The sequence below is a fragment of the Bacillus cereus group sp. MYBK227-1 genome, from assembly GCF_051916325.1.
GTDB lineage: Bacteria > Bacillota > Bacilli > Bacillales > Bacillaceae_G > Bacillus_A > Bacillus_A cereus.
This window is the reverse complement of sequence record NZ_JBQAGK010000001.1, coordinates 1-20314: the sequence shown is the minus strand read 5'-3', so window position 1 is coordinate 20314 and position 20314 is coordinate 1. Positions and strand designations below refer to the sequence as shown.

Genomic DNA, 20314 nt, shown 5'->3' with positions numbered 1-20314 from the left:
CCGTTAGATTGAGGTAGCACTGTTACTATTTCATTAATTCCTGTAATGCCAAATTTAGCTTTAAGACGTTTACGCGGGTCTCTCCAAATAAACCAAGCGCAGCACCTTCTGTTTGATCTTTAATCAATTGATTAAGTTTTTCTTTCGGAATATTCGTTAATTTCGATATGCGATCCACCTGCACAGAAGCTGCCTTCGGACTAATATCAGGATCAAGCCCTGAACCTGAATTTGTCACTAAATCAATCGGTACTTCTGTAACTGGAACGCTCGGATTTTGTTTCTTCCACTCTTCAATACTTTTCTCTACTCGTTTCTCTAAATCTGGATTAGATGGTGCATAGTTATTTGAACCAGATGCTTCAGCCTTATATTCAATACTAGAAACACGCCCTTGAAAATAACGTGGATCCGTGAAGTTTTGCCCGATTAATTTAGAACCAATCACTTCATTTTTATCATTATATATTAGACTTCCATCCGCATTATCCTTCATCACGGCTTGTGCAATACCAGTAACAATAAGCGGGTATACAAGTCCGCACAACACTAGAAATGTAAAAGTAATACGGATAATTGGTGATAGTATACTTTGTTTCTTCTCCATCTTTTTCCCCTCTTCCTTATATGAACAAGCCGACAATTATATCAATTACTTTAATTCCAATGAACGGAACGATAACTCCGCCAAGCCCATAAATAAGTAAGTTTCGGCTAAGCAATGCATTAGAACTCATCGGTTTATATGCAATACCTTTCATCGCTAACGGAATGAGTAATGGAATAATAACAGCGTTAAATATTAATGCTGATAAAATCGCTGACAGTGGTGATGTTAATTTCATAATGTTCAATGCCTCCATTTGCGGAATCGCAAGTGTAAACATTGCTGGAATGATTGCAAAATATTTTGCTATATCATTCGCAATACTAAACGTCGTTAAAGCACCTCGCGTCATTAACAATTGCTTACCGATTCCTACAACCTCAATAATTTTCGTTGGATTCGAGTCTAGATCAATCATGTTTGCCGCTTCTTTCGCTGCTGTCGTACCACTGTTCATCGCTAATCCAACGTCCGCCTGTGCTAATGCTGGAGCATCATTTGTACCATCACCTGTCATCGCTACAAGTTTCCCTTTATCTTGCTCTGCTTTAATGACAGCAATTTTATCTTCCGGTTTACACTCGGCAACGAATTCATCTACTCCAGCTTCTTTTGCAATGGTTGCTGCTGTTAACGGATTATCACCTGTACACATAACCGTTTTAATCCCCATTTGGCGTAACTGTTCAAAACGCTCACGCATACCCGGTTTTACTGTATCCTTTAAATAAATTAAACCGTAAATACGATTATCTACTGCAACTACAAGTGGTGTTCCGCCCTCTTTTGAAATTAAGTCTGCTTTTTGATTTACATCTTTCGGAATTGTTCCGCCTTGTGACTCAACCCATTCAATAACGGCACCTACAGCACCTTTTCTCACTTTCGTTCCGTCTTGTAAATCAACACCACTCATTCTCGTTTCTGCTTTAAACGGAACAAACTCACCTTGTTCTGCAAGTTCTCTATTATATGATATAGATTTTCCCTGCACATACTCGATAACAGATCGACCTTCTGGTGTTTCATCTAAAACAGAACTAATAGCGGCCCACTTTCCAACTTGCTCAATCGTTTCATTTCCTACAGGCAATAATGTATGAGCCATTCGGTTCCCAAAAGTAATTGTACCTGTTTTATCTAAAATAATTGTATTAATATCGCCCGCAGCTTCTACTGCTTTCCCTGACATCGCTAGCACGTTAAATTTTGTCACCCGATCCATCCCCGCAATACCAATCGCTGATAGCAAACCACCAATTGTCGTTGGAATTAAACATACTAACAACGCTACAAGTACAGCAGTATCAATTTGAAAACCTAAATAATTTGTAAAAATCGGCAACGTCACAACGACGATTAAGAAAATAAGAGTTAAGCTCGTTAATACTGTATTTAAAGCAATCTCATTCGGCGTTTTTTGACGAGCAGCTCCTTCTACTAAAGAAATCATTTTATCGATAAATGATTCACCAGGATTACTCGTAATGACAATTGTAATTTCATCACTTACGACCATCGTTCCACCTGTTACGGAACAAAAATCACCGCCTGCTTCTTTTATAACAGGAGCTGATTCACCTGTAATTGCAGATTCATCTACAGATGCTAATCCTTTGATTACTTCGCCATCACTTGGAATCATTTCTCCTTGTTTTACGATAACAACGTCACCTTTTCTAAGATCAGTTGCTGAAACTTGGACAATGTCTCCATTTTCTTTTACTACATTTGCAAACACATCTTTCTTCGACTGCTTTAAAGAATCGGCTTGCGCTTTACCACGACCTTCTGCTAATGCTTCTGCAAAATTCGCAAATAAAACTGTAAATAATAGAATGAGAGAAACTGTTATATTAAACCATCCTGGTATACTACTAGAACTACTTGGAAGAAAAGATAAAATGAACGTAATGATAAATCCAATTTCCACAACGAACATAATCGGATTCTTTATCATGACTTTCGGATTCAATTTCGCAACGGATTGCTTCATCGCATGTGTTACGATATCACGATCCATCGTTTTCGCTTGTCTAACTTCATCTTCTACAGCATGTATTTGTGACTCATTTAATTGTTTTTCTTTTACTACTACCGGTCTCATCATTTACCCTCCATTACTTCAATGTAAGAAATTCTGCAATTGGACCGAGTACTAACATCGGGAAGAATGTTAATGCACCGACAATTACAATTGTTCCGATGAAGATGCCACCAAATAAACTATTATCTGTACGGAACGTTCCGACTGTTTCTGGCACTACCGTTTTTTCTTTCAATGAAGCTGCCACAGCTAGCATCGTAATTAAACTGAAGTAACGTCCTAAAAACATAACTAAACCAGTCGTAATATTCCAAAACGGTGTATTATCTCCTAATCCTTCAAATCCAGATCCGTTATTCGCAGCTGACGATGTATATTCATATACCACTTGCGTCAAACCGTGGAAACCGGAATGAGAAATAGCATCCGTCCCTAAATTTGTTGAAAGAGCTAATGCCGAAAATCCTAAAATGAGCAATGGATGAAATAAAATCGTGACCGCGATTAATTTCATTTCCTTACCTTCAATCTTTTTACCTAAAAACTCTGGTGTCCGTCCAACCATTAACCCAGATATAAACACCGCGATAATTGCATACATAATAATGTTTACAAAACCTGCTCCAACGCCGCCATACACAGTATTTAACATCATATTTACAAGCGGAACTAAACCGCCAATTGGTGTTAACGTATCATGCATCGTATTAACAGCGCCTGTTTCAGCAGCTGTCGTTACCGTTGCGTATAGTGAAGAAAATACTGTTCCAAATCGTACTTCTTTCCCTTCTGTACTTCCTTGTACATGTTCGATACCCATTCCATTTAATGCCGGGTTCCCGTTTAGTTCAGATGTCGTAATCGTTATAAACCCTAGTAAAAATACCATAAATAGTGACACGAAAAGGATGCGGCCTTGTTTTTTATTTCCGACCATTCGTCCGTACGTAAATGGAAGTGCTGTTGGTAATAACATCATAAGCATCATTTGCAAAATATTACTCATTTGTCCTGGATTTTCGAAAGGATGCGTAGAGTTTGCTCCGAAAAATCCACCGCCGTTATTTCCAAGTTCCTTAATGGAAACGAATGATGCAACAGGTCCACGTAAAATACTTTGCTTTGCACCTTCAATCGTTTGTGCTGTAACCGCCCCATCTAACGTTTGTGGTACGCCAAGTGCGACAAAAACTAGTGCCGCAATAAATGCAATAGGAAGAAACACTCTCGTTAACGCTCTCGTAAAATCAACGAAAAAGTTACCAAGTTCTTTTCCAGCAAGTCCTCTTATAAAAGCCATAACGAGCGCTAATGTCGTTGCTGGTGCCGCAAACATTAAAAATGTAATTCCGATTAATTGTGATAAATAAGATAAACCATTTTCACCGCTATAATGCTGTAAGTTTGTATCAGCCATAAAACTAATTGCTGTATTAAAAGCGAGCGTAGGCTCCATCCCTTCAATATGCGCTGGATTTAGTGGCAGCACACCTTGTAATCTGAAAATGAAGTATACGACAACGATCATAAATCCATTTAATAAAACTAATGATAATGCGTACTGTTTCCACGTTTGATTGTATGCTTTTACACCCGTAATTTTAAAAATAAGTTTTTCAAAAGGCCCGAATACTTTATCTAACGTTTTGCTACCTTGAAAAGCTTTTTCTAAATAAATCCCCGTTGGCTTTGCTACTAAAATAAACAAGAGCATTGTAATAATGACTGCAACCCAAATCATAATGAATGATTCCCCCTAATTAAAACTTCTCTGGATTTAATAATGCATACACTAAATACACTGTAATTGCTGCGACAATAACCGATAAGACAATCATCATGATTGCTTTCCTTCTTTCACAACTTTATCTGACCAACTTGCAAGACTTGCCATCGATGCAACTAATAAAATAAAAATCCCGACCATTACAACATCTAACATAACTATCCCTCTCTTTTTGTTAAAATTTACCATTTAAATATTAAAAAAGAACACTGAGCTCTACTCAGTGTTCAAAAAATGAACAACAAAAAGTAAACCTCCTCTCTAAACGCTTACGAGGTTAGCTGTCGGATTCGGGCCTAAAGAGTAGCCCTACTTTCAAAACTGAAAGATTCACCCCAAGTGACGATGCACAAAATTGGTTCCCCCGCTCCATTTCTGGAACTCAGCGATTTTAGGTTTTTTTGGAAATTTTATGAATGATTTATGAGAGTAAATATACTCCTCTATATTTCACTTGTAAAGGGGTAAATTACTGAAAATAATAATATTTACATTCATTTAAACGCTTACATTGAAGATTATTACTGTTATTTCATCTATTTTCTTTATTTCTCTTTTCTTTTCTTAAAAATGACCTTTTAAATATGAAATAAAAAGAGCGAATGACATGAAGTGCATAGCTTGTTGCACTCAGCATTCGCTCTTTTTTATTCAACCTTTATTCTCCTCGTAAAAATGCACGTAAATTTCTCCCACGAATATAAACTTGTGTCAATTCTGCATGTAGCTGCTCATACTCGGTAATATCCATCTCTAAATACAAAGCATCTTTTGATGGTAATATAATATATGGCCCTGGAAAAAGGGGATCAATCTGGACCAATTCTTGAACTCGCTCTACCGATACTGCCCAACGATTTGCTATATCTCCAAGTAATAGTACCTTCATCATTTCTTCCCCCGCCCTATTCAAAAAATAAAAAAGAAATATTATCACAATTTGTAAACACGACAAACTTAGCTCCAATGGTTTCATAGAGCCTCGCTGGATATCGTTTATTCCTTGTAACAACAGTAATAGGTGCTTGAAAAGAAAAACGAATGTGTTCTGTGAAGAAACTAACGATTGGAAGCTCATCCCCTAGTAAAATGACCTTCTTAATACACTCACAAATACTAGTAAAATCCTGCTCCTTACTACAACTATAAGTCCAATCAAACCCACAATTCCTAACTTCAGCCGCTACCTCTTCATTTGCTGTAAAAATAACTAACTCATGTTGAAATGCAACTAGATCTCTTAAACTATTTACCTTACTTTCTTCTCCAACACAAATAAGTGTTAGTTCCATGTACCTCATCCTCCTTAGTATAAAAGAAATCAAACATAGATTGATATTCCCCTATACTAATCAGATCGATGAAGTGATGTATCCATCATGGCACCGTCCTCTCTCAAGACGCTTACGAAGTTAGCTGTCGGATTCGGGCTTTGAGAGTAGCCCTACTTTCAAATTTGAAAGATTCACCCCTAGTGACACTGCACAAATTGGTTCCTCCGCTCCATATAATTGGACTCAGCGTTTACAAAAAAATATATTCTGGCTGATATATTACTCCTGTATTTTGAAAAAGTAAACAGAAAAAAAGCCAGTTATAAAACTGGCTTTTCACTTATCTATACACGCGTTCTATTCACTTTATACGCAAAATGATTCGTTGGTCCATGACCACTACCAATATTCAATGGCTCTTCAATTGCTATACTAATAAATCGTTTTGCTTCTTGAACAGCATCTTCAATTGAGTATCCTTTCGCAAGTCCTGCTGTAACCGCTGAAGCAAATGTGCACCCACTTCCGTGCGTTTGCTTTGAAGGAATTCGCTCGCTTCTAAACTCAATAAATTCTTCTCCATCAAAGAGGAAATCAATTACTTCATTACCTTGATATTCTGCATGTCCGCCCTTCATAAGCACATATTTAGCACCTAATTCGTGCAATACTTTTGCAGCTTCCTTACTATCTTCAACATTATGAATCTCCACCCCAGTTAACACTTCTGCTTCTGGAACATTCGGTGTTATAACGGTTGCTACTGGTAATAAATATTCTTTTAATGCATGAACTGCTTCTTGCTGTAATAATGATGCACCGCCTTTTGCGATCATAACGGGATCTAGCACAATATTATTCCAGCCAAATTTTTTAATTTGTTCTGCAACAATTTGAATTATTTCACTACTAAATAACATTCCTAGTTTCACTGCATCTGGTGTTAAATCCGTACCAATTGAATTCAGCTGTTCTGTAATACCTTCTAACGGAACAGGATATACCCCTTGAACGCCAAGCGTGTTTTGAGCAGTAATTGCCGTAATAGCCGTCATTCCGTATACACCAAGCTCTTGGAATGTTTTTAAATCTGCCTGAATTCCAGCACCGCCGCCGCTATCAGACCCTGCAATTGTTAAAGCTTTATTCACTTTCATCCCACTCATCCTTTTCTATCCAAAATAGCGATGATAAATTGTTTTTGCTTCGCTTATATCTTTCGTTCCATGTACGAGCACACGGCCATCTTTAAAGGCTACTAACCTCTTGTCTTCAACAGAAAATGATAGTAAATATGGATTTATATTTAAATCATTTACACGACCTTCCAACAACTCTTTATATTGTTCAAAATTCATTTCATCTTTATGAGGTGGTCTAATTTGAACTGTATTTCGCCCGCATAAAACTGCTGTTTTTGATGTGTTTTCTTTATTTAAATACGGATATAATGCATTCTCTCCGCATGAAGGACAATTATGCTGGCGAAGTTTTTGCACATTCATACATGAATACTCATTCTTCCACATATCAAACGATACAAGCCCATCTCGAAGTGATTCGTAATCTTCTACTAACAGTTTAAGAGCTTCTGTTACTTGATGAGAAACGACAAGAGATACAGCAGGTGATATAATACCCGCTGTATCACATGTTGCCCCGCCAAGCGGAATCGACTGTAATAAACATGATAAACATGGTGTTTTACTAGGAAGGATTGTGTAAGAAAGACCGTAACTACCTACACATGCACCGTAAATCCATGGAATAGAATATTTTTGTGATATATCATTTACAATAAAGCGCGTTTCGAAATTATCAGTCGCATCAATAATTACATCAACATTTATAACAAGTTCTTCTAGCTCTTCAGCTGTTACATCTTGAACGAGAGCTTCTATTGTTACATCACTATTAATCTCTTCTAAACGTTTTTTAGCCGCTATAGCTTTTGGAAGATTATTCTTTACGTCGCTCTCTGCATACAATTGTTGTCTTTGTAAATTACTCCAATCTACATAATCACGGTCAACAATTGTTATCTTGCCAACACCTGCTCTTACAAACATCTCTGCATTTGCACTACCTAATGCACCTGCACCGATAATAAGCACATGCTTTTCTCTTATCTTTTGCTGTCCTTCTTCTCCAATTGGAGAAAATAGTTCTTGGCGAGAATATCGATTATTCAACTACGCTCATTCCTTCTAAAGGACTACTTGCAGTTGCACAACGCTTACGTGCAATGCGACCTGCTTCAAATCCTAAACGGCCTGCTTCAATACTTAATTTCATTGCTTGTGCCATTTTAATAGGATCTTTTGCTCCTGATACAGCTGTATTTAATAACACGCCATCTGCTCCTAATCCCATTGCAAATGCCGCATCAGCTGGGCTACCAATACCGGCATCAACGATAACTGGTACTGTCGCTTGTTCAATAATGAAGCTCAAATTTAATGGATTTACAATACCAAGTCCTGATCCGATTGGAGATGCTCCTGGCATAATCGCATGCACGCCAAGCTCTTGTAATTTACGTGCTAATACAACATCATCAGATGTATACGGAAGTACGATAAATCCTTCTTCCAGTAACATTTCAGATGCCTTTAATGTTTCTACCGGATCAGGTAATAACGTTCTATCATCACCAATAACTTCTACCTTTATCATGTCACAAAGCCCAGAAGCTTTTGCTAATTTTGCAATACGAACAGCCTCTTCAGCGTTTTTTGCTCCTGCTGTATTTGGTAATAACGTATATTTTTTCACATCAAGTTTCTCTAATAAATTAGGTTGCTTTGCATCAAAGATATCCATACGACGTACTGCAAACGTTAAAATTTCAGCTTCAGAAACGTCAATTGCCTTTTGCTGTACGTCAAAATCAGGGAATTTACCTGTTCCTAATAAAAGTCTAGAATGAAATGAAAATGGTCCAATGTTTAACATAATCAACCGCCTCCTACGAAAGTTACAATCTCAATTTGGTCTCCATCAAAAACAGATGTATCTGTATGATCATCTTTTTGTAAAATATCTTTATTACGCTCTACTACAACAATTCTGTTATCTAGCTCTAAATGTGTAAGTAGCTCAGCTACTGTTTTTACACTCGCTGGCACTTCAATTTGGTTACCATTAATTTTTAAATTCAAACTTCCATCCCCTTTCTAAACTCTTCTAGAAAGCAATGAATCTAGCAAATGATTCTCTTGCTTTCCTTCTATTAAATCAGCCATATATTGGCCAGAAATAGGACTTAATAAAATACCGTTTCGATAATGGCCCGTGCAAGCATATAAACCTTTTATTTCTTCATGCTCTCCCATATAAGGAGCTTCATGATTCGATTGTGGTCTTAATCCTGCCCACGTGCTTTCCCATTCTGCTTCTTTTAAAGCTGGCAATATTGTATAAGCACGCTCTAATATAGAAGTTATACTTTCTGGCTGCACAGTTTTATTGAACGTATGTGGCTTCATTGTTGCCCCAATTACGTAACGTCCACCGCGCTTTGGAGTAATGTAAAATCTTTCTTGAAAAATAGGTGCTTTTAAAAGTTGTTTTCTACTTCTTACCGCAACCACTTCTCCTTTAACTGGATATGTACCCCAATCGCGGTGAAAATAACTGAGTAACTTCGTGCTCCATGAACCTCCTGCAATAACGACTTTCTCACATGTGACAATACCTTCACTTGTAATAACTCCAGTCACTTTATTATTTTCAATACGGATATCAAATACTTCTGTCTGTTCATATATATCAGCACCGGAAATCGCTGCAGAATGTGCGAATGCTTTCGTAAGCTCTGGTGCAATAACATGACCGTCTTTCGGATAATATACTGCTCCTATAATAGATTCGGATAGATATGGCTCTTTTTCCCGCACATGGTCTCCCGTTAGAAAATAAGAATCTTCACCTGTTTTCTGCTGCCAATCCATAATGTGAAGAATTCTTTCCTTCTCATCTTCATTTTGAGCAATACGATAAATTCCTTTTTCTTCATATCCAATATCAACACCCGTCTTTTCACGTAAAACTGCTGCAAGTTGTGGAAATATAGCTCGGCTTTCTCTAGCAAGTTCAAATAGCGGATCATACGCATCCCATTCTGCCTGAACACCAAGTAAACCAGCAGCTGCTTTTGAAGCTTCCGATGCAATACTTTGCTTCTCCACAATCGCTACTTTATGTCCTCTTTCTGCTAGAAAATGTGCAACTGAACTACCAATTACACCACCACCAATAATCGCTACATCATACTTCTCACACATGTTTTTCCGCCCACTTTCTTATTGATTCCTTATAAGATTTCGCTTTGCTATACGGGTTACTACTACTTACAATTCCAGACATAACTGCTATACCGCTTACACCGTTAGTAAGAACATCCACTGTGTTTTCTGGGGTAATTCCTCCAATTGCTGTAATCGGTATAGATAAACACCTTGCAATGTCTGAAATTTCTTCAAGCCCTCTCGCTGGCACACCTTTTTTACAATCTGTCGGAAATACATGGCCATAAACGAGTGAATCCACTCCATTTTTAAAAGCTACTATTGCTTCATCTAGCGAATGCACAGAATAACCGACATGCAAATACGAAAACTTTTCTTTCACTGACTTTACATCTGTACTTCGATATCCTAGTTGAACACGAGGAATATTTAATAAAATTGCAATATCAATTCGATCGTTTATGACAATTTTAGAAGCTGGAAAGCCCTCCATTAATAGACTTTCCACACCTTCATATAATTCCTTCGTACTCTTCTCACGCTCACGAATATGCAAATAATCAATCTCACTCTCAATTTGCATCGCTACATTCACTAACTCTTCGAATGGCATATGGCCATTTGAGATTACGTGGAGCTCATTTTTCATATTCATTCGCCTACTTTAAAATATTTTCGAATAATTCATCGGCTGGGACGGTTTCTTTCGTCATTCCTTTGTCCTTCAGCCACTTATTTTGTTTCTCCCAAGATTCTTTTGAATCTGATAAGAATGGCTCATCTTTCGTTTCCATCTTCTCTAATAAAATTTTCATACTTTCCTTTTCAACTTCTGGCACAAGTGGGAAGTTTTCTTTTTCTTGATGATTTAATAAAATATTCAATGCTTCATCTGGGTTTTTCTTCATGAAATCATAGCCTTTTTTCGTACCACGTAAGAAAGCTTGCAACGCCTCTTTATCTTTTTTCAACGTTTTATCACCTGTTACAAACACAAGCTCATGATAGTTTGGTACTCCGTAATCAGCTGGATTAAAGTACGCTGGTTCATGGCCTTCATGACGCATAACAGGTACTTCATGGTTAATGTATGCCCCTGTTACCGCATCTACTTTCTTCGTAATTAATGCTGGTACTAAATCAAAGCCAACATCTACTACTTTCACTGTATCAGGATTACCACCAGCTTCTTTTACCATCGTTTTTAAATACATCTCACTTAATGGTGTTCCAGAGTATCCTACTGTTTTTCCTTCTAAATCTTTCGGTGATTGAATGCCCGCTGATTTCAGTGATACAACATGATTTAATGGTGAACGTACGACAGCCCCAATTGATTTCACTGGAATTTGCTCATTCGCTTTCGCCATAACAACATCTGGCTGATAATACAAGCCAACTGTCACCTTCCCTGCTGCTGCCAGCGTTAATGGATCAGTCGGATTAGAAGGGAATTTAATATTTACCTTTACACCTTCTTCTTTAAAGTATCCTTTTTCAATTGCTGCATAGATAAAGCTATGTACCGCATTTGGATACCAATCTAACATGACTGTTATTTCTTTCTCTTTTTTACTTTTGTCTGATGCTGAATTACTCGAACATCCTGCAATTATTGCAATTAATAATGTAAACACAAAGATGCGCTTTAAAAATTTCATGAATGCTTCCTCCAACTAATGAATTTCTTTTCTAATATGGAAATAATTACGACGAAGAAAATAGCTAATAATGATAACAATACAATAGGTGCAAATACGCCAGCTCCATCTAACTGCGTCATCATTCTCTTACTGAAATATCCAAGCCCAGCTTGTGCACCGAGCCATTCTCCAATTGCTGCTCCGATAACACTAAGCGGAACTGCAATTTTTAAAGCTGAGAAAAAATAAGGAAGAGCAGACGGCAACTTTAATTTAAGAAAAATATCTCTTTTTGTTGCTCCATATGTAACTAAGAGCTCCTCCCATTCTTTTTTCGTACTACGCAGTCCATCATACGTATTGACCGCAATTGGGAAAAACGTAATTAAAACTGTGACAACAACCTTACTCCAAATTGTATATCCAAACCATAAAACAAATAGCGGAGCAAGCGCAGTAATCGGAATCGTTTGTGAAGCAACTAATAATGGATAAAATGCTCTCTCCATCCATGTACTCGCATTCATTAACATCGCTAGCCCTACACCTAATACGATAGAGATAACAACACCTATTAAAACGACGTATAACGTTGCAGGTAAATGAACTGTAAATAATATGTCTTTTAGTTTCCATATCTTCATTACAATCGCAGACGGTGACGGTAAAATGTACATCTCATCTACAATTCTTGCTCCTATTTCCCACACAGCTAGTAAAATACTAGAAAGTGTAATAGCAGGAACTAATTCTTTCAATCGGTTCATCACACAAGTACCTGCCTTTGTAACATACTAAGAAGCTCATCTTTCAGCGCTAATACTTCCGGTTTATATAAATCTTTTCGTGTTCTGTTATGATCAAGCGGTACAGTCCGCTCAGTCAAAGTCGTTATCGGCTGCTGTTCCACTACTAAAACTCGGTTTGAAAGAAATAACGCTTCTTCAACATCATGAGTAATGAATAAAATTGTTTTTTCCCACTCTTGCCATTGTTCAAACAACCATTCTTGCAAAGAGGTCTTCGTTAAAGCATCCAACGCACTAAATGGTTCATCTAACAGCAATATCTCCCCGCCTGTTAATAAAGTTCGAATAAAAGATACACGTTGTCTCATACCACCAGATAAATCTTTCGGATATTTTTTCTCATACCCTTGCAAACCAAATTTATGTAACAGTTCCTTTGCCTTTACTTCTGCTTCTTTCTTCTGTACACCTTGGCACTCTAGCGGCAGGGCAGCATTCTCAATAATTGTTCTCCACGGCAAAAGCATATCTTTTTGCGGCATATATCCTACAGGATGGTTCTTTGTTTCTGTCAGTTCTATCTGTCCAGTACTTACCTTTTCTAGACCTGTAATAAGGCGAAATAAAGTACTTTTTCCACATCCACTCGGTCCGATAATACTGACAAACTCTTTCTCATGTATAGAAGCATTTAATTCATGGATGATTGGTTTCTCATCGTAATGAAAAGAAACATTATGAAACTGTAGTATGTTCTTGCTCCTCAAATCCCCACATCTCCTTACGATAGGACATATCCCAGAATAAATATTCAAATCGACTGGAATATAAGAAGATCTCCTCTAATCTTTCTAGTTCTTTCTCAGACTTTCCAACTGCCATTTCATTTAATAAATCTATTAACCAAATACAAAGATTACCGTATTCTTCCGAACTATATCCTTGAATCCACTCACCAAAAAACTCATGATCTCTTGCTCCAGGAATATCATTTAAACGCTTTCCAATTTCCCAATAGCTCCACATACATGGAAGAAGCGCTGCTATTAATTCCGCAAGTGTGCCATTTTGAGATACAGACATCATGTAATTTGTATAAGCTAAATTTTTAGCAGATGGTTTCGCAGACTCTATCTCCTCTATAGAAATTCCAAGTCTTTTTGCATATTGTTTATGGATTGTCATTTCGCCATTTAATATTCCATCAATTTGTTCAGCGAACTTTCCCATTACTTGTGGATTCGTTGCTTTTACAACACCAATCGCATATAACTTTGCATAATCTAGCAGATATAAATAATCTTGAATAATATAATACTGGAATTTATCTTTTTCTAACGTGCCATCTCCCATACCCACTACAAACGGATGATTATGACTCATCTCCCAAACCGGTTGCACTGTTTCTAATAATCTATCGCAAAATTTCATTTCTCTATCCCCTTTCAATATATGTATCTAAATAAAAAACCACTTCTATATATAAGAAGTGGTTACAGCAAATAAAGTTATACATTTATTCGATGTTCCACTTCCCTTCGCTAGTATTACCTAGATCAGGTGTTGTAAGGGTTAAGGATTATTCCTCTCTCAGCAAGTCAAGCACCCCTAGTGGTTTCAATATGAAATTTTCAAATAAAAAAGCCCCGTTTCTATACGCAAAGAAACGGGGACTCATTGTTAGTGTCCGAATTGCTTCCCTACGCTAGCATAATCTAGATCAGGTAATAAAAAGGATCAAAGGCTTACGGCCTACTCTCAGCTGGCAACACCAGCTCTCCTAGCAAACTATAAAATTATCACTGTCAGTATAACACCCTAATAAGACATCATCAACTTTTTTAATTTTCTTAATTATCAACATAATATCAAAATTATACAATACATACATTCTATTTTAGAAAATAAAACCCCAATTAATTGTATAAAAAGGAATCATTATCCTCGAAAAATTTATTTTTATATTGATTTCATATTACATTTATGTGAATACCCCCACTATATTATATCTTTATACTATAATAAAATTACAACTATACAACTAGAGGAGGTCTCTATTCCATGAATATGAAAGCTACTGCTTTAACAGCAACTACTGTAGCGATTGCTTCTTTACTTCCTTCTATGGGTGAAACAAATGTACAAAAAGCAAACGCTGAACAATTATCTAATATTAAAACTGGGTATGTCAAAGTCGATCAAGTAGCATTACATACAGAAGATAACGTAAAAAGCACATCAATTGATACAATTCGCTTTAATACAAAAGTGAACATCATTGAAACAACTAATGGTTGGTATAAAGTATCTATTCATAATAAAGTAGGTTATGTACAAAAAGATGCTATTTTACTAAAAAACAAACTTCAATCTAATGATCAATACATCGTTAATGCTAATGCATTAAACGTTCGCTCTGAACCTAATTTAGAATCTTCCATTTTAGATGTATTACCAAATGGTAAGTTTATTACCGTTCAAGAAGATCAAGGCGAATGGTATAAAATATCACATAATGGCCAAACAGGTTACGTACAAAAAGCATTCATCTCTAATGGTTCACAACCCTTAGTAAAAGGAATCACCGTTCAAAATAATACAAAATATACTGTTGCAACACCTAATCTAAATGTACGTAGCACCGCTAGTACAAGTAGCGCTCTACTCGGTTCATTACAAAACGGTACTCAAGTACAAGTAGTAGAAACTGTAGGTACTTGGTATAAAATTCGTTTTGGCACAGGATACGGATATGTAGCAAAACACTATGTAGTACAAAATCAGCCACAAGCTAAAACAGATCAGCCTTCATCAATTCCAGCTGCTTTCAAATTCCCCGCTCAAGGAAGAATTAGCTCAACCTTTGATATACGCTGGGAACAAATGCATTATGGTATAGATATTGCCGCTCCAGGAAACGTCTCTATCCAAGCTGCTGCTGCAGGTAAAGTTGTGAAATCTTATTATTCAGCTAGCTATGGCAATGTTGTTTTCATTGCGCATCAAATCAATGGGAAATTATATACAACTGTTTATGCTCATATGAAGGATCGCACTGTACAAGCTGGTGATCAAGTACAGACTGGACAATTAATAGGTCATATGGGAAACACAGGTCATTCATACGGGCAACATCTTCATTTTGAATTACATAATGGAGAATGGAATTTTGAAAAAACAAATGCAGTAAATCCACTGCCATATTTAGTTAGGTAAATTGTATGCCACGCAATATACCTCTTATAATTGAATACGTAGCCTTTTTAGGTTTAATCTGTTGTTTAATCATTTACAATACAAACATTGTATTTTTATCTATTATTATTGCTTTTGTTGCATTAGAAATTATGATGGAATCATTTCAAGTGCAACTAAAACAAAAAATTGCCCATATTTATAATGCTATTTTTCTTTTGAGTGCTCTCATAACAAATATAATTAGTAATGGCTTTTATTTATCTACTGTATTTCCAATATTCTTTATGGCTGTTTTATTATTTGTAGCTAGATATATTAATGTCCCTTATAACCAAAAACAAAAACAAGAACAAGAAGCTTAGAAAGAGGAGACACTGTGTACCAATCTTTCAAAGATGCTCCAATAAAATACATATTGCATTTGTATAAGAAAGCCAATACTTTTTTTGGTATACAAGGAAGTTATACTGCACAACTTCTCCTATATGGAATGTTGTTTCTTGTCTTAATCACTTTCTCCTTGTTTTACTAACAAAAAAGGATCTCACATAAACTGGAGATCCTTTTTAATTTATATTAATTTTTCATATCGAAAATATTGTTTATCCACAAGCATATTTTTCATAAATAAAGCTCAGATTATATTTTTTCTCTAAGCTCATTCGTTGTTCGTCATCGCACCAATAGAAAAGAATATCATGAATCGTTGCGTAACGCTTATTTTTAAGAAATAGCCTAAAGAATGATGGTAAACAATCATGTAATTGTATAAATATATAATTGCGTAGTGTTTCTTCTTTATATTCAATGCCCTTACAAATATACAGTAATTCTTCACAATAATATGCATGCTGTGGAACTTGTATCATTTCGAAAAATGGCACATAAGATAGTAGCTTTCCAATAAAATGACCATATCGATCCATTACTCCTATCGTCATATGCTCCATCATTTCTTTCATCACATATAAATAATCATCTACATGCGTTGTCTTTAATGGGTCTAAGCGATCGGAAATTTGAGATAATACAGCTCTTTGACATGCTAAAACTGCCTGACTAGGTCCATAATATGATAGGAAATCTGTACACTTACGATATTTCCGTAATAAATCATGTGTATACAAATCATATACAAAAGTATTACAATACATTGCTAAACTCATCATATCACTATTTAATTGCTCTTTTGATAATGATTTCGCTCTCTTGCACATATAAAAGAATGTAAATTCCAATACTTCTTTATGAGATAATAAATGTTTACAATCGGTTATACACTTCTCATTAAATTTAACTCTATCCCAAATTTCAATATCCCTATCTGTCAATTCACCTATACGATATTTAATAATTAAATAATTTAAAGCAACTGATTGCGTCAAAAGATCCCATGTTTCATATTCCAATGAAGTATGAACAAACTCAGCTAATCCTTGCGCTATCATAAAATCATTTGCCTCTTCATACCAACCAATCTCTTGGCATAAGCGAAGAATACGCACTAAAGTTGGAATTTCATCTTTATGAAACTGCGGTAATTTCTTTGCTTTATTCATGCCATATACGATAAATGCCGCTAAATTTTCTTCTTTATAAAATTCTTTCTCTTTCCATACTAATATAGTTCGTTCTTTCCCCTCACCTTTTGGGTGACAAGGTACAAGCAAAGAAAATAATTCAGCGAAATTATTTGGTTCTATATATGTATCTGTAACCAAATTCCAATTTGGATCGCCCTGTACAGCCTTCATATAATTCCCCTTCCCTTTTCATCTATGTAGGAAATATTAATTTATTATCGCACCACTAAAAATTAATATTGTTATATTCAAAATCTCTCATAATACTTATATCTATCAGTATATCATCTTTTCTCTTATTAAAAATTAAGAATAACAAATTTTAAAAAAATGTCGAAATTATTAACCACATACTTATTATATAATGTCTCAGATACATCACGCTAACATATTAGTTTAATCCATATATACTAGAATAATGTATCTGAAATTTATATATAATTTAGCTCTTTATGAGTGACCATTAAACTCTCGGTTAATGAAAGTTTCAATTTACTCTGTACGCTCTGAGATTTCGCTCAAGGCAAATCCAGCTTGATCATCTGCTGATTCCCTTATAGCTAAATCTCCTAGTGCTAACATGCCAATAAGTTGACCACTATCAACTACTGGTAATCGTCTAATTTGATGCTGTGCCATTAGCTCTGTAGCTTTTTCAATAGAATCATTTGGAGAAACTGAGATAATATTTGTTGTCATTACATTTGTAATCTTATTAGATCCAGGATGTTTTTCAGCAATCCCTCGAACGACTAAATCACGATCAGTAACAAGCCCAACAACTTGCTCATTTTCAACAACAGGAATTAATCCAATCGATTCTTCCTTCATTTTTACAGCTGCCTCATATACATTGTCTAGCGGTGTACAATGTACAATATGGGTACTCATTAAGTCTCTCACTCGTGTCATTATGATTTCCTCCTTTTTATACATACCATAGCTTTTCCAAAATTCCTTTATTTATTTCTGGAAAGTAACGTAATAAAAAGGATTAACAAAATAAAAAAGAGCCAGCATAATGCTGACTCTTTTTTGTATGACCCGTACGGGATTCGAACCCGTGTTACCGCCGTGAAAGGGCGGTGTCTTAACCACTTGACCAACGGGCCATGGCTCCGCAGGTAGGACTCGAACCTACGACCGATCGGTTAACAGCCGATAGCTCTACCACTGAGCTACTGCGGAATAATATATGGTGGGCCTAAATGGACTCGAACCATCGACCTCACGCTTATCAGGCGTGCGCTCTAACCAGCTGAGCTATAGGCCCATATACTTTACAGGGGCAGTAGGAATCGAACCCACACTGGAGGTTTTGGAGACCTCAGTTCTACCTTTAAACTATGCCCCTAAATGATGCCGGCTAGAGGACTTGAACCCCCAACCTACTGATTACAAGTCAGTTGCTCTACCAATTGAGCTAAGCCGGCATAAAAAAATGGTGGCTCGGGACGGAATCGAACCGCCGACACGAGGATTTTCAGTCCTCTGCTCTACCGACTGAGCTACCGAGCCAACATAAATGGCGGTCCCGACCGGGGTCGAACCGGCGATCTCCTGCGTGACAGGCAGGCATGTTAACCACTACACCACGGGACCATTTGGTTGCGGGGACAGGATTTGAACCTGCGACCTTCGGGTTATGAGCCCGACGAGCTACCGTGCTGCTCCACCCCGCGACAATATAAAGTTTTAAAAATGGAGGAGGTAGAGGGATTCGAACCCCCGCGCGACTCTCGCCGCCTGTCGGTTTTCAAGACCGATCCCTTCAGCCGAACTTGGGTATACCTCCATGAAGGAAAAAATAAATATTTTATTATTATATGTCTAAGCCATTAAAGAAAAAATGGAGGAGGTAGAGGGATTCGAACCCCCGCGCGATTCTCACCGCCTGTCGGTTTTCAAGACCGATCCCTTCAGCCGAACTTGGGTATACCTCCGAGACATATATTAAATAAAGTGGAGCCTAGCGGGATCGAACCGCTGACCTCCTGCGTGCAAGGCAGGCGCTCTCCCAGCTGAGCTAAGGCCCCATGTTTTTTGGGAATATCGGGAAGACAGGATTTGAACCTGCGACCCCCTGGTCCCAAACCAGGTGCTCTACCAAGCTGAGCCACTTCCCGTTAATAAAAGCGCGCCCGAGAGGAGTCGAACCCCTAACCTCTTGATCCGTAGTCAAACGCTCTATCCAATTGAGCTACGGGCGCATATGGTGCCGAGGGCGGGGGTCGAACCCGCACGGTGGTCACCCACCGCAGGATTTTAAGTCCTGTGCGTCTGCCTGTTCCGCCACCCCGGCATGTCATATTGAAAATTGGAGCGGAAGACGGGATTCGAACCCGCGACCCCAACCTTGGCAAGGTTGTATTCTACCACTGAACTACTTCCGCAAGACATGTATGAGTTATTTTATTAAAAGTGCGGGTGAAGGGAGTCGAACCCCCACGCCAAAGGCGCTAGATCCTAAGTCTAGTGCGTCTGCCAATTCCGCCACACCCGCATATTTCATTAAAATGGTGAGCCATGAAGGACTCGAACCTTCGACCCTCTGATTAAAAGTCAGATGCTCTACCAACTGAGCTAATGGCTCTTAATGGCTGGGCTAGCTGGATTCGAACCAGCGCATGACGGAGTCAAAGTCCGTTGCCTTACCGCTTGGCTATAGCCCATTAATTAAGAATGGTGGAGGGGGGCAGATTCGAACTGCCGAACCCGAAGGAGCGGATTTACAGTCCGCCGCGTTTAGCCACTTCGCTACCCCTCCGACATATATGGTGGAGGATGACGGGATCGAACCGCCGACCCCCTGCTTGTAAGGCAGGTGCTCTCCCAGCTGAGCTAATCCTCCATTTTGCCTGGCAACGTCCTACTCTCACAGGGACAAGGCCCCAACTACCATCGGCGCTAGAGAGCTTAACTTCCGTGTTCGGTATGGGAACGGGTGTGACCTCTCTGCCATCATTACCAGACTGTATTCATTTAAGACAAGAATCATTTTAACTCATTTGACCTCGAAAGTCAACAAGTTTTTTATATTCTTTCAAAACTAGATAACATTTGCTACATATTATATGGTTAAGTCCTCGATCTATTAGTATTCGTCAGCTCCACATGTCACCATGCTTCCACCTCGAACCTATCAACCTGATCATCTTTCAGGGATCTTACTAGCTT

Annotated in this window: 22 protein-coding genes, 20 tRNA genes, 2 rRNA genes and 4 riboswitches; of the genes, 2 read left to right on the top strand and 42 right to left on the bottom strand. The window is 37.6% G+C overall.

Going from position 1 to position 20314, the window contains the following annotated elements; all coding sequences use genetic code 11:
* Nucleotides 1-25 precede the first annotated feature (25 nt).
* The 18 genes from kdpC to tenA form a co-directional block, all read right to left on the bottom strand.
* Nucleotides 26-607, bottom strand: coding sequence for a K(+)-transporting ATPase subunit C (kdpC, locus tag ACTFRM_RS00220; protein ID WP_000412608.1), 582 nt, complete (start codon nt 605-607; stop codon nt 26-28).
* Nucleotides 608-623: 16 nt separating this feature from the next.
* A complete protein-coding gene (gene kdpB, locus ACTFRM_RS00215; RefSeq protein ID WP_001248003.1) occupies nt 624-2714 on the bottom strand; it encodes a potassium-transporting ATPase subunit KdpB in 2091 nt (696 codons plus the stop codon).
* A 13-nt stretch (nt 2715-2727) separates the two neighbouring features.
* On the bottom strand, nt 2728-4395 hold the full coding sequence (kdpA, locus tag ACTFRM_RS00210; protein WP_000638330.1) for a potassium-transporting ATPase subunit KdpA: 1668 nt from the start codon (nt 4393-4395) through the stop codon (nt 2728-2730).
* Nucleotides 4396-4414: 19 nt separating this feature from the next.
* The gene (gene kdpF, locus ACTFRM_RS00205; RefSeq protein ID WP_223153441.1) at nt 4415-4492 is read right to left on the bottom strand and encodes a K(+)-transporting ATPase subunit F; all 78 of its coding nucleotides are present in this window, start codon (nt 4490-4492) and stop codon (nt 4415-4417) included.
* Nucleotides 4492-4596 (bottom strand): SipW-dependent-type signal peptide-containing protein, encoded by a 105-nt coding sequence (locus tag ACTFRM_RS00200; protein ID WP_000887894.1) that lies wholly within the window; start codon nt 4594-4596, stop codon nt 4492-4494. The genes kdpF and ACTFRM_RS00200 overlap by 1 nt, the downstream gene beginning before the upstream one ends.
* A 96-nt stretch (nt 4597-4692) precedes the next feature.
* A riboswitch (cyclic di-AMP (ydaO/yuaA leader) is annotated at nt 4693-4838 on the bottom strand.
* A 134-nt stretch (nt 4839-4972) separates the two neighbouring features.
* Nucleotides 4973-5095 carry a hypothetical protein gene (locus ACTFRM_RS00195; RefSeq protein WP_001034421.1) on the bottom strand — a complete coding sequence of 41 codons (123 nt, stop codon included), beginning with the start codon at nt 5093-5095 and terminating at the stop codon, nt 4973-4975.
* Nucleotides 5096-5098: 3 nt separating this feature from the next.
* Complete coding sequence (locus ACTFRM_RS00190) at nt 5099-5332, bottom strand: hypothetical protein (protein ID WP_002025339.1); 234 nt, start codon at nt 5330-5332, stop codon at nt 5099-5101.
* Nucleotides 5333-5345: 13 nt separating this feature from the next.
* A complete protein-coding gene (locus ACTFRM_RS00185) occupies nt 5346-5732 on the bottom strand; it encodes a hypothetical protein (protein WP_000424087.1) in 387 nt (128 codons plus the stop codon).
* A gap of 93 nt (nt 5733-5825) precedes the next feature.
* Nucleotides 5826-5973: riboswitch (cyclic di-AMP (ydaO/yuaA leader) on the bottom strand.
* A gap of 85 nt (nt 5974-6058) precedes the next feature.
* Entirely contained in the window at nt 6059-6871 is an 813-nt protein-coding gene (gene thiD / locus ACTFRM_RS00180) for a bifunctional hydroxymethylpyrimidine kinase/phosphomethylpyrimidine kinase (RefSeq protein ID WP_000867372.1), read from the bottom strand.
* 15 nt (nt 6872-6886) lie between these two features.
* The gene (thiF, locus tag ACTFRM_RS00175; RefSeq protein WP_001065417.1) at nt 6887-7906 is read right to left on the bottom strand and encodes a thiazole biosynthesis adenylyltransferase ThiF; all 1020 of its coding nucleotides are present in this window, start codon (nt 7904-7906) and stop codon (nt 6887-6889) included.
* Entirely contained in the window at nt 7899-8669 is a 771-nt protein-coding gene (gene thiG / locus ACTFRM_RS00170) for a thiazole synthase (RefSeq protein ID WP_000931983.1), read from the bottom strand. The genes thiF and thiG overlap by 8 nt, the downstream gene beginning before the upstream one ends.
* A 2-nt stretch (nt 8670-8671) precedes the next feature.
* A complete protein-coding gene (gene thiS, locus ACTFRM_RS00165) occupies nt 8672-8875 on the bottom strand; it encodes a sulfur carrier protein ThiS (protein ID WP_001049502.1) in 204 nt (67 codons plus the stop codon).
* Between the two features lie 15 nt (nt 8876-8890).
* Entirely contained in the window at nt 8891-10000 is a 1110-nt protein-coding gene (thiO, locus tag ACTFRM_RS00160) for a glycine oxidase ThiO (protein ID WP_000333313.1), read from the bottom strand.
* On the bottom strand, nt 9993-10613 hold the full coding sequence (tenI, locus tag ACTFRM_RS00155) for a thiazole tautomerase TenI (RefSeq protein WP_025687123.1): 621 nt from the start codon (nt 10611-10613) through the stop codon (nt 9993-9995). The genes thiO and tenI overlap by 8 nt, the downstream gene beginning before the upstream one ends.
* Before the next feature lie 10 nt (nt 10614-10623).
* The gene (locus ACTFRM_RS00150) at nt 10624-11625 is read right to left on the bottom strand and encodes an ABC transporter substrate-binding protein (RefSeq protein WP_000670414.1); all 1002 of its coding nucleotides are present in this window, start codon (nt 11623-11625) and stop codon (nt 10624-10626) included.
* Entirely contained in the window at nt 11622-12374 is a 753-nt protein-coding gene (locus ACTFRM_RS00145) for an ABC transporter permease (protein ID WP_001080855.1), read from the bottom strand. Before ACTFRM_RS00145 ends, ACTFRM_RS00150 begins: the two co-directional genes overlap by 4 nt.
* On the bottom strand, nt 12374-13123 hold the full coding sequence (locus ACTFRM_RS00140; RefSeq protein ID WP_001256797.1) for an ABC transporter ATP-binding protein: 750 nt from the start codon (nt 13121-13123) through the stop codon (nt 12374-12376). Before ACTFRM_RS00140 ends, ACTFRM_RS00145 begins: the two co-directional genes overlap by 1 nt.
* Complete coding sequence (gene tenA, locus ACTFRM_RS00135) at nt 13092-13787, bottom strand: thiaminase II (protein WP_000666827.1); 696 nt, start codon at nt 13785-13787, stop codon at nt 13092-13094. The genes ACTFRM_RS00140 and tenA overlap by 32 nt, the downstream gene beginning before the upstream one ends.
* Before the next feature lie 85 nt (nt 13788-13872).
* Nucleotides 13873-13976: riboswitch (TPP riboswitch) on the bottom strand.
* Between the two features lie 60 nt (nt 13977-14036).
* Nucleotides 14037-14148, bottom strand: a riboswitch (TPP riboswitch).
* Nucleotides 14149-14417: 269 nt separating this feature from the next.
* Between tenA and ACTFRM_RS00130 the strand changes: the two genes are divergently transcribed.
* Together ACTFRM_RS00130 and ACTFRM_RS00125 are read left to right on the top strand one after the other, a co-directional pair.
* The gene (locus ACTFRM_RS00130; RefSeq protein WP_173600763.1) at nt 14418-15572 is read left to right on the top strand and encodes an SH3 domain-containing protein; all 1155 of its coding nucleotides are present in this window, start codon (nt 14418-14420) and stop codon (nt 15570-15572) included.
* A 5-nt stretch (nt 15573-15577) separates the two neighbouring features.
* A complete protein-coding gene (locus ACTFRM_RS00125) occupies nt 15578-15916 on the top strand; it encodes a hypothetical protein (RefSeq protein WP_173600764.1) in 339 nt (112 codons plus the stop codon).
* Between the two features lie 240 nt (nt 15917-16156).
* Here ACTFRM_RS00125 and ACTFRM_RS00120 read toward each other — a convergent pair whose 3' ends face one another.
* The 24 genes from ACTFRM_RS00120 to ACTFRM_RS00005 form a co-directional block, all read right to left on the bottom strand.
* Nucleotides 16157-17308 (bottom strand): DUF3965 domain-containing protein, encoded by a 1152-nt coding sequence (locus ACTFRM_RS00120; protein ID WP_000648912.1) that lies wholly within the window; start codon nt 17306-17308, stop codon nt 16157-16159.
* Nucleotides 17309-17629: 321 nt separating this feature from the next.
* The gene (locus tag ACTFRM_RS00115) at nt 17630-18049 is read right to left on the bottom strand and encodes a CBS domain-containing protein (protein ID WP_000199006.1); all 420 of its coding nucleotides are present in this window, start codon (nt 18047-18049) and stop codon (nt 17630-17632) included.
* A 128-nt stretch (nt 18050-18177) separates the two neighbouring features.
* Nucleotides 18178-18249: transfer RNA gene (locus ACTFRM_RS00110), tRNA-Glu, on the bottom strand.
* A 1-nt stretch (nt 18250) separates the two neighbouring features.
* Nucleotides 18251-18325 (bottom strand) — tRNA-Asn (locus tag ACTFRM_RS00105).
* Between the two features lie 8 nt (nt 18326-18333).
* Nucleotides 18334-18410: transfer RNA gene (locus ACTFRM_RS00100), tRNA-Ile, on the bottom strand.
* Between the two features lie 10 nt (nt 18411-18420).
* Nucleotides 18421-18491 (bottom strand) — tRNA-Trp (locus tag ACTFRM_RS00095).
* Between the two features lie 6 nt (nt 18492-18497).
* Nucleotides 18498-18570, bottom strand: a tRNA-Thr gene (locus ACTFRM_RS00090).
* Between the two features lie 9 nt (nt 18571-18579).
* A tRNA-Phe gene (locus ACTFRM_RS00085) sits at nt 18580-18655 on the bottom strand.
* 8 nt (nt 18656-18663) lie between these two features.
* Nucleotides 18664-18739 (bottom strand) — tRNA-Asp (locus ACTFRM_RS00080).
* A gap of 3 nt (nt 18740-18742) precedes the next feature.
* Nucleotides 18743-18819: transfer RNA gene (locus tag ACTFRM_RS00075), tRNA-Met, on the bottom strand.
* 20 nt (nt 18820-18839) lie between these two features.
* Nucleotides 18840-18932 (bottom strand) — tRNA-Ser (locus ACTFRM_RS00070).
* A gap of 55 nt (nt 18933-18987) precedes the next feature.
* A tRNA-Ser gene (locus tag ACTFRM_RS00065) sits at nt 18988-19080 on the bottom strand.
* Between the two features lie 20 nt (nt 19081-19100).
* Nucleotides 19101-19173, bottom strand: a tRNA-Ala gene (locus tag ACTFRM_RS00060).
* Nucleotides 19174-19189: 16 nt separating this feature from the next.
* Nucleotides 19190-19263, bottom strand: a tRNA-Pro gene (locus ACTFRM_RS00055).
* Nucleotides 19264-19273: 10 nt separating this feature from the next.
* Nucleotides 19274-19347 (bottom strand) — tRNA-Arg (locus ACTFRM_RS00050).
* Nucleotides 19348-19350: 3 nt separating this feature from the next.
* Nucleotides 19351-19439, bottom strand: a tRNA-Leu gene (locus tag ACTFRM_RS00045).
* A 16-nt stretch (nt 19440-19455) separates the two neighbouring features.
* A tRNA-Gly gene (locus tag ACTFRM_RS00040) sits at nt 19456-19530 on the bottom strand.
* A 29-nt stretch (nt 19531-19559) separates the two neighbouring features.
* A tRNA-Leu gene (locus ACTFRM_RS00035) sits at nt 19560-19640 on the bottom strand.
* 14 nt (nt 19641-19654) lie between these two features.
* Nucleotides 19655-19730 (bottom strand) — tRNA-Lys (locus ACTFRM_RS00030).
* Between the two features lie 4 nt (nt 19731-19734).
* A tRNA-Gln gene (locus tag ACTFRM_RS00025) sits at nt 19735-19809 on the bottom strand.
* Between the two features lie 11 nt (nt 19810-19820).
* A tRNA-Tyr gene (locus ACTFRM_RS00020) sits at nt 19821-19904 on the bottom strand.
* A gap of 8 nt (nt 19905-19912) precedes the next feature.
* A tRNA-Val gene (locus ACTFRM_RS00015) sits at nt 19913-19988 on the bottom strand.
* Nucleotides 19989-19993: 5 nt separating this feature from the next.
* A 5S ribosomal RNA gene (gene rrf / locus ACTFRM_RS00010) occupies nt 19994-20109 on the bottom strand.
* Between the two features lie 102 nt (nt 20110-20211).
* A 23S ribosomal RNA gene (locus tag ACTFRM_RS00005) occupies nt 20212-20314 on the bottom strand; the annotation flags it as partial.

What these genes read in the sequence shown, in the direction of transcription:
- kdpC (WP_000412608.1), bottom strand. Translation starts at nt 607, where the DNA reads ATGGAGAAGAAACAAAGTATACTATCACCAATTATCCGTATTACTTTT.
- kdpB (WP_001248003.1), bottom strand. Translation starts at nt 2,714, where the DNA reads ATGAGACCGGTAGTAGTAAAAGAAAAACAATTAAATGAGTCACAAATA.
- kdpA (WP_000638330.1), bottom strand. Translation starts at nt 4,395, where the DNA reads ATGATTTGGGTTGCAGTCATTATTACAATGCTCTTGTTTATTTTAGTA.
- kdpF (WP_223153441.1), bottom strand. Translation starts at nt 4,492, where the DNA reads ATGATTGTCTTATCGGTTATTGTCGCAGCAATTACAGTGTATTTAGTG.
- ACTFRM_RS00200 (WP_000887894.1), bottom strand. Translation starts at nt 4,596, where the DNA reads ATGTTAGATGTTGTAATGGTCGGGATTTTTATTTTATTAGTTGCATCG.
- ACTFRM_RS00190 (WP_002025339.1), bottom strand. Translation starts at nt 5,332, where the DNA reads ATGATGAAGGTACTATTACTTGGAGATATAGCAAATCGTTGGGCAGTA.
- ACTFRM_RS00185 (WP_000424087.1), bottom strand. Translation starts at nt 5,732, where the DNA reads ATGGAACTAACACTTATTTGTGTTGGAGAAGAAAGTAAGGTAAATAGT.
- thiD (WP_000867372.1), bottom strand. Translation starts at nt 6,871, where the DNA reads ATGAAAGTGAATAAAGCTTTAACAATTGCAGGGTCTGATAGCGGCGGC.
- thiG (WP_000931983.1), bottom strand. Translation starts at nt 8,669, where the DNA reads ATGTTAAACATTGGACCATTTTCATTTCATTCTAGACTTTTATTAGGA.
- thiO (WP_000333313.1), bottom strand. Translation starts at nt 10,000, where the DNA reads ATGTGTGAGAAGTATGATGTAGCGATTATTGGTGGTGGTGTAATTGGT.
- tenI (WP_025687123.1), bottom strand. Translation starts at nt 10,613, where the DNA reads ATGAAAAATGAGCTCCACGTAATCTCAAATGGCCATATGCCATTCGAA.
- ACTFRM_RS00150 (WP_000670414.1), bottom strand. Translation starts at nt 11,625, where the DNA reads ATGAAATTTTTAAAGCGCATCTTTGTGTTTACATTATTAATTGCAATA.
- ACTFRM_RS00145 (WP_001080855.1), bottom strand. Translation starts at nt 12,374, where the DNA reads ATGAACCGATTGAAAGAATTAGTTCCTGCTATTACACTTTCTAGTATT.
- tenA (WP_000666827.1), bottom strand. Translation starts at nt 13,787, where the DNA reads ATGAAATTTTGCGATAGATTATTAGAAACAGTGCAACCGGTTTGGGAG.
- ACTFRM_RS00130 (WP_173600763.1), top strand. Translation starts at nt 14,418, where the DNA reads ATGAATATGAAAGCTACTGCTTTAACAGCAACTACTGTAGCGATTGCT.
- ACTFRM_RS00125 (WP_173600764.1), top strand. Translation starts at nt 15,578, where the DNA reads ATGCCACGCAATATACCTCTTATAATTGAATACGTAGCCTTTTTAGGT.
- ACTFRM_RS00120 (WP_000648912.1), bottom strand. Translation starts at nt 17,308, where the DNA reads ATGAAGGCTGTACAGGGCGATCCAAATTGGAATTTGGTTACAGATACA.
- ACTFRM_RS00115 (WP_000199006.1), bottom strand. Translation starts at nt 18,049, where the DNA reads ATGACACGAGTGAGAGACTTAATGAGTACCCATATTGTACATTGTACA.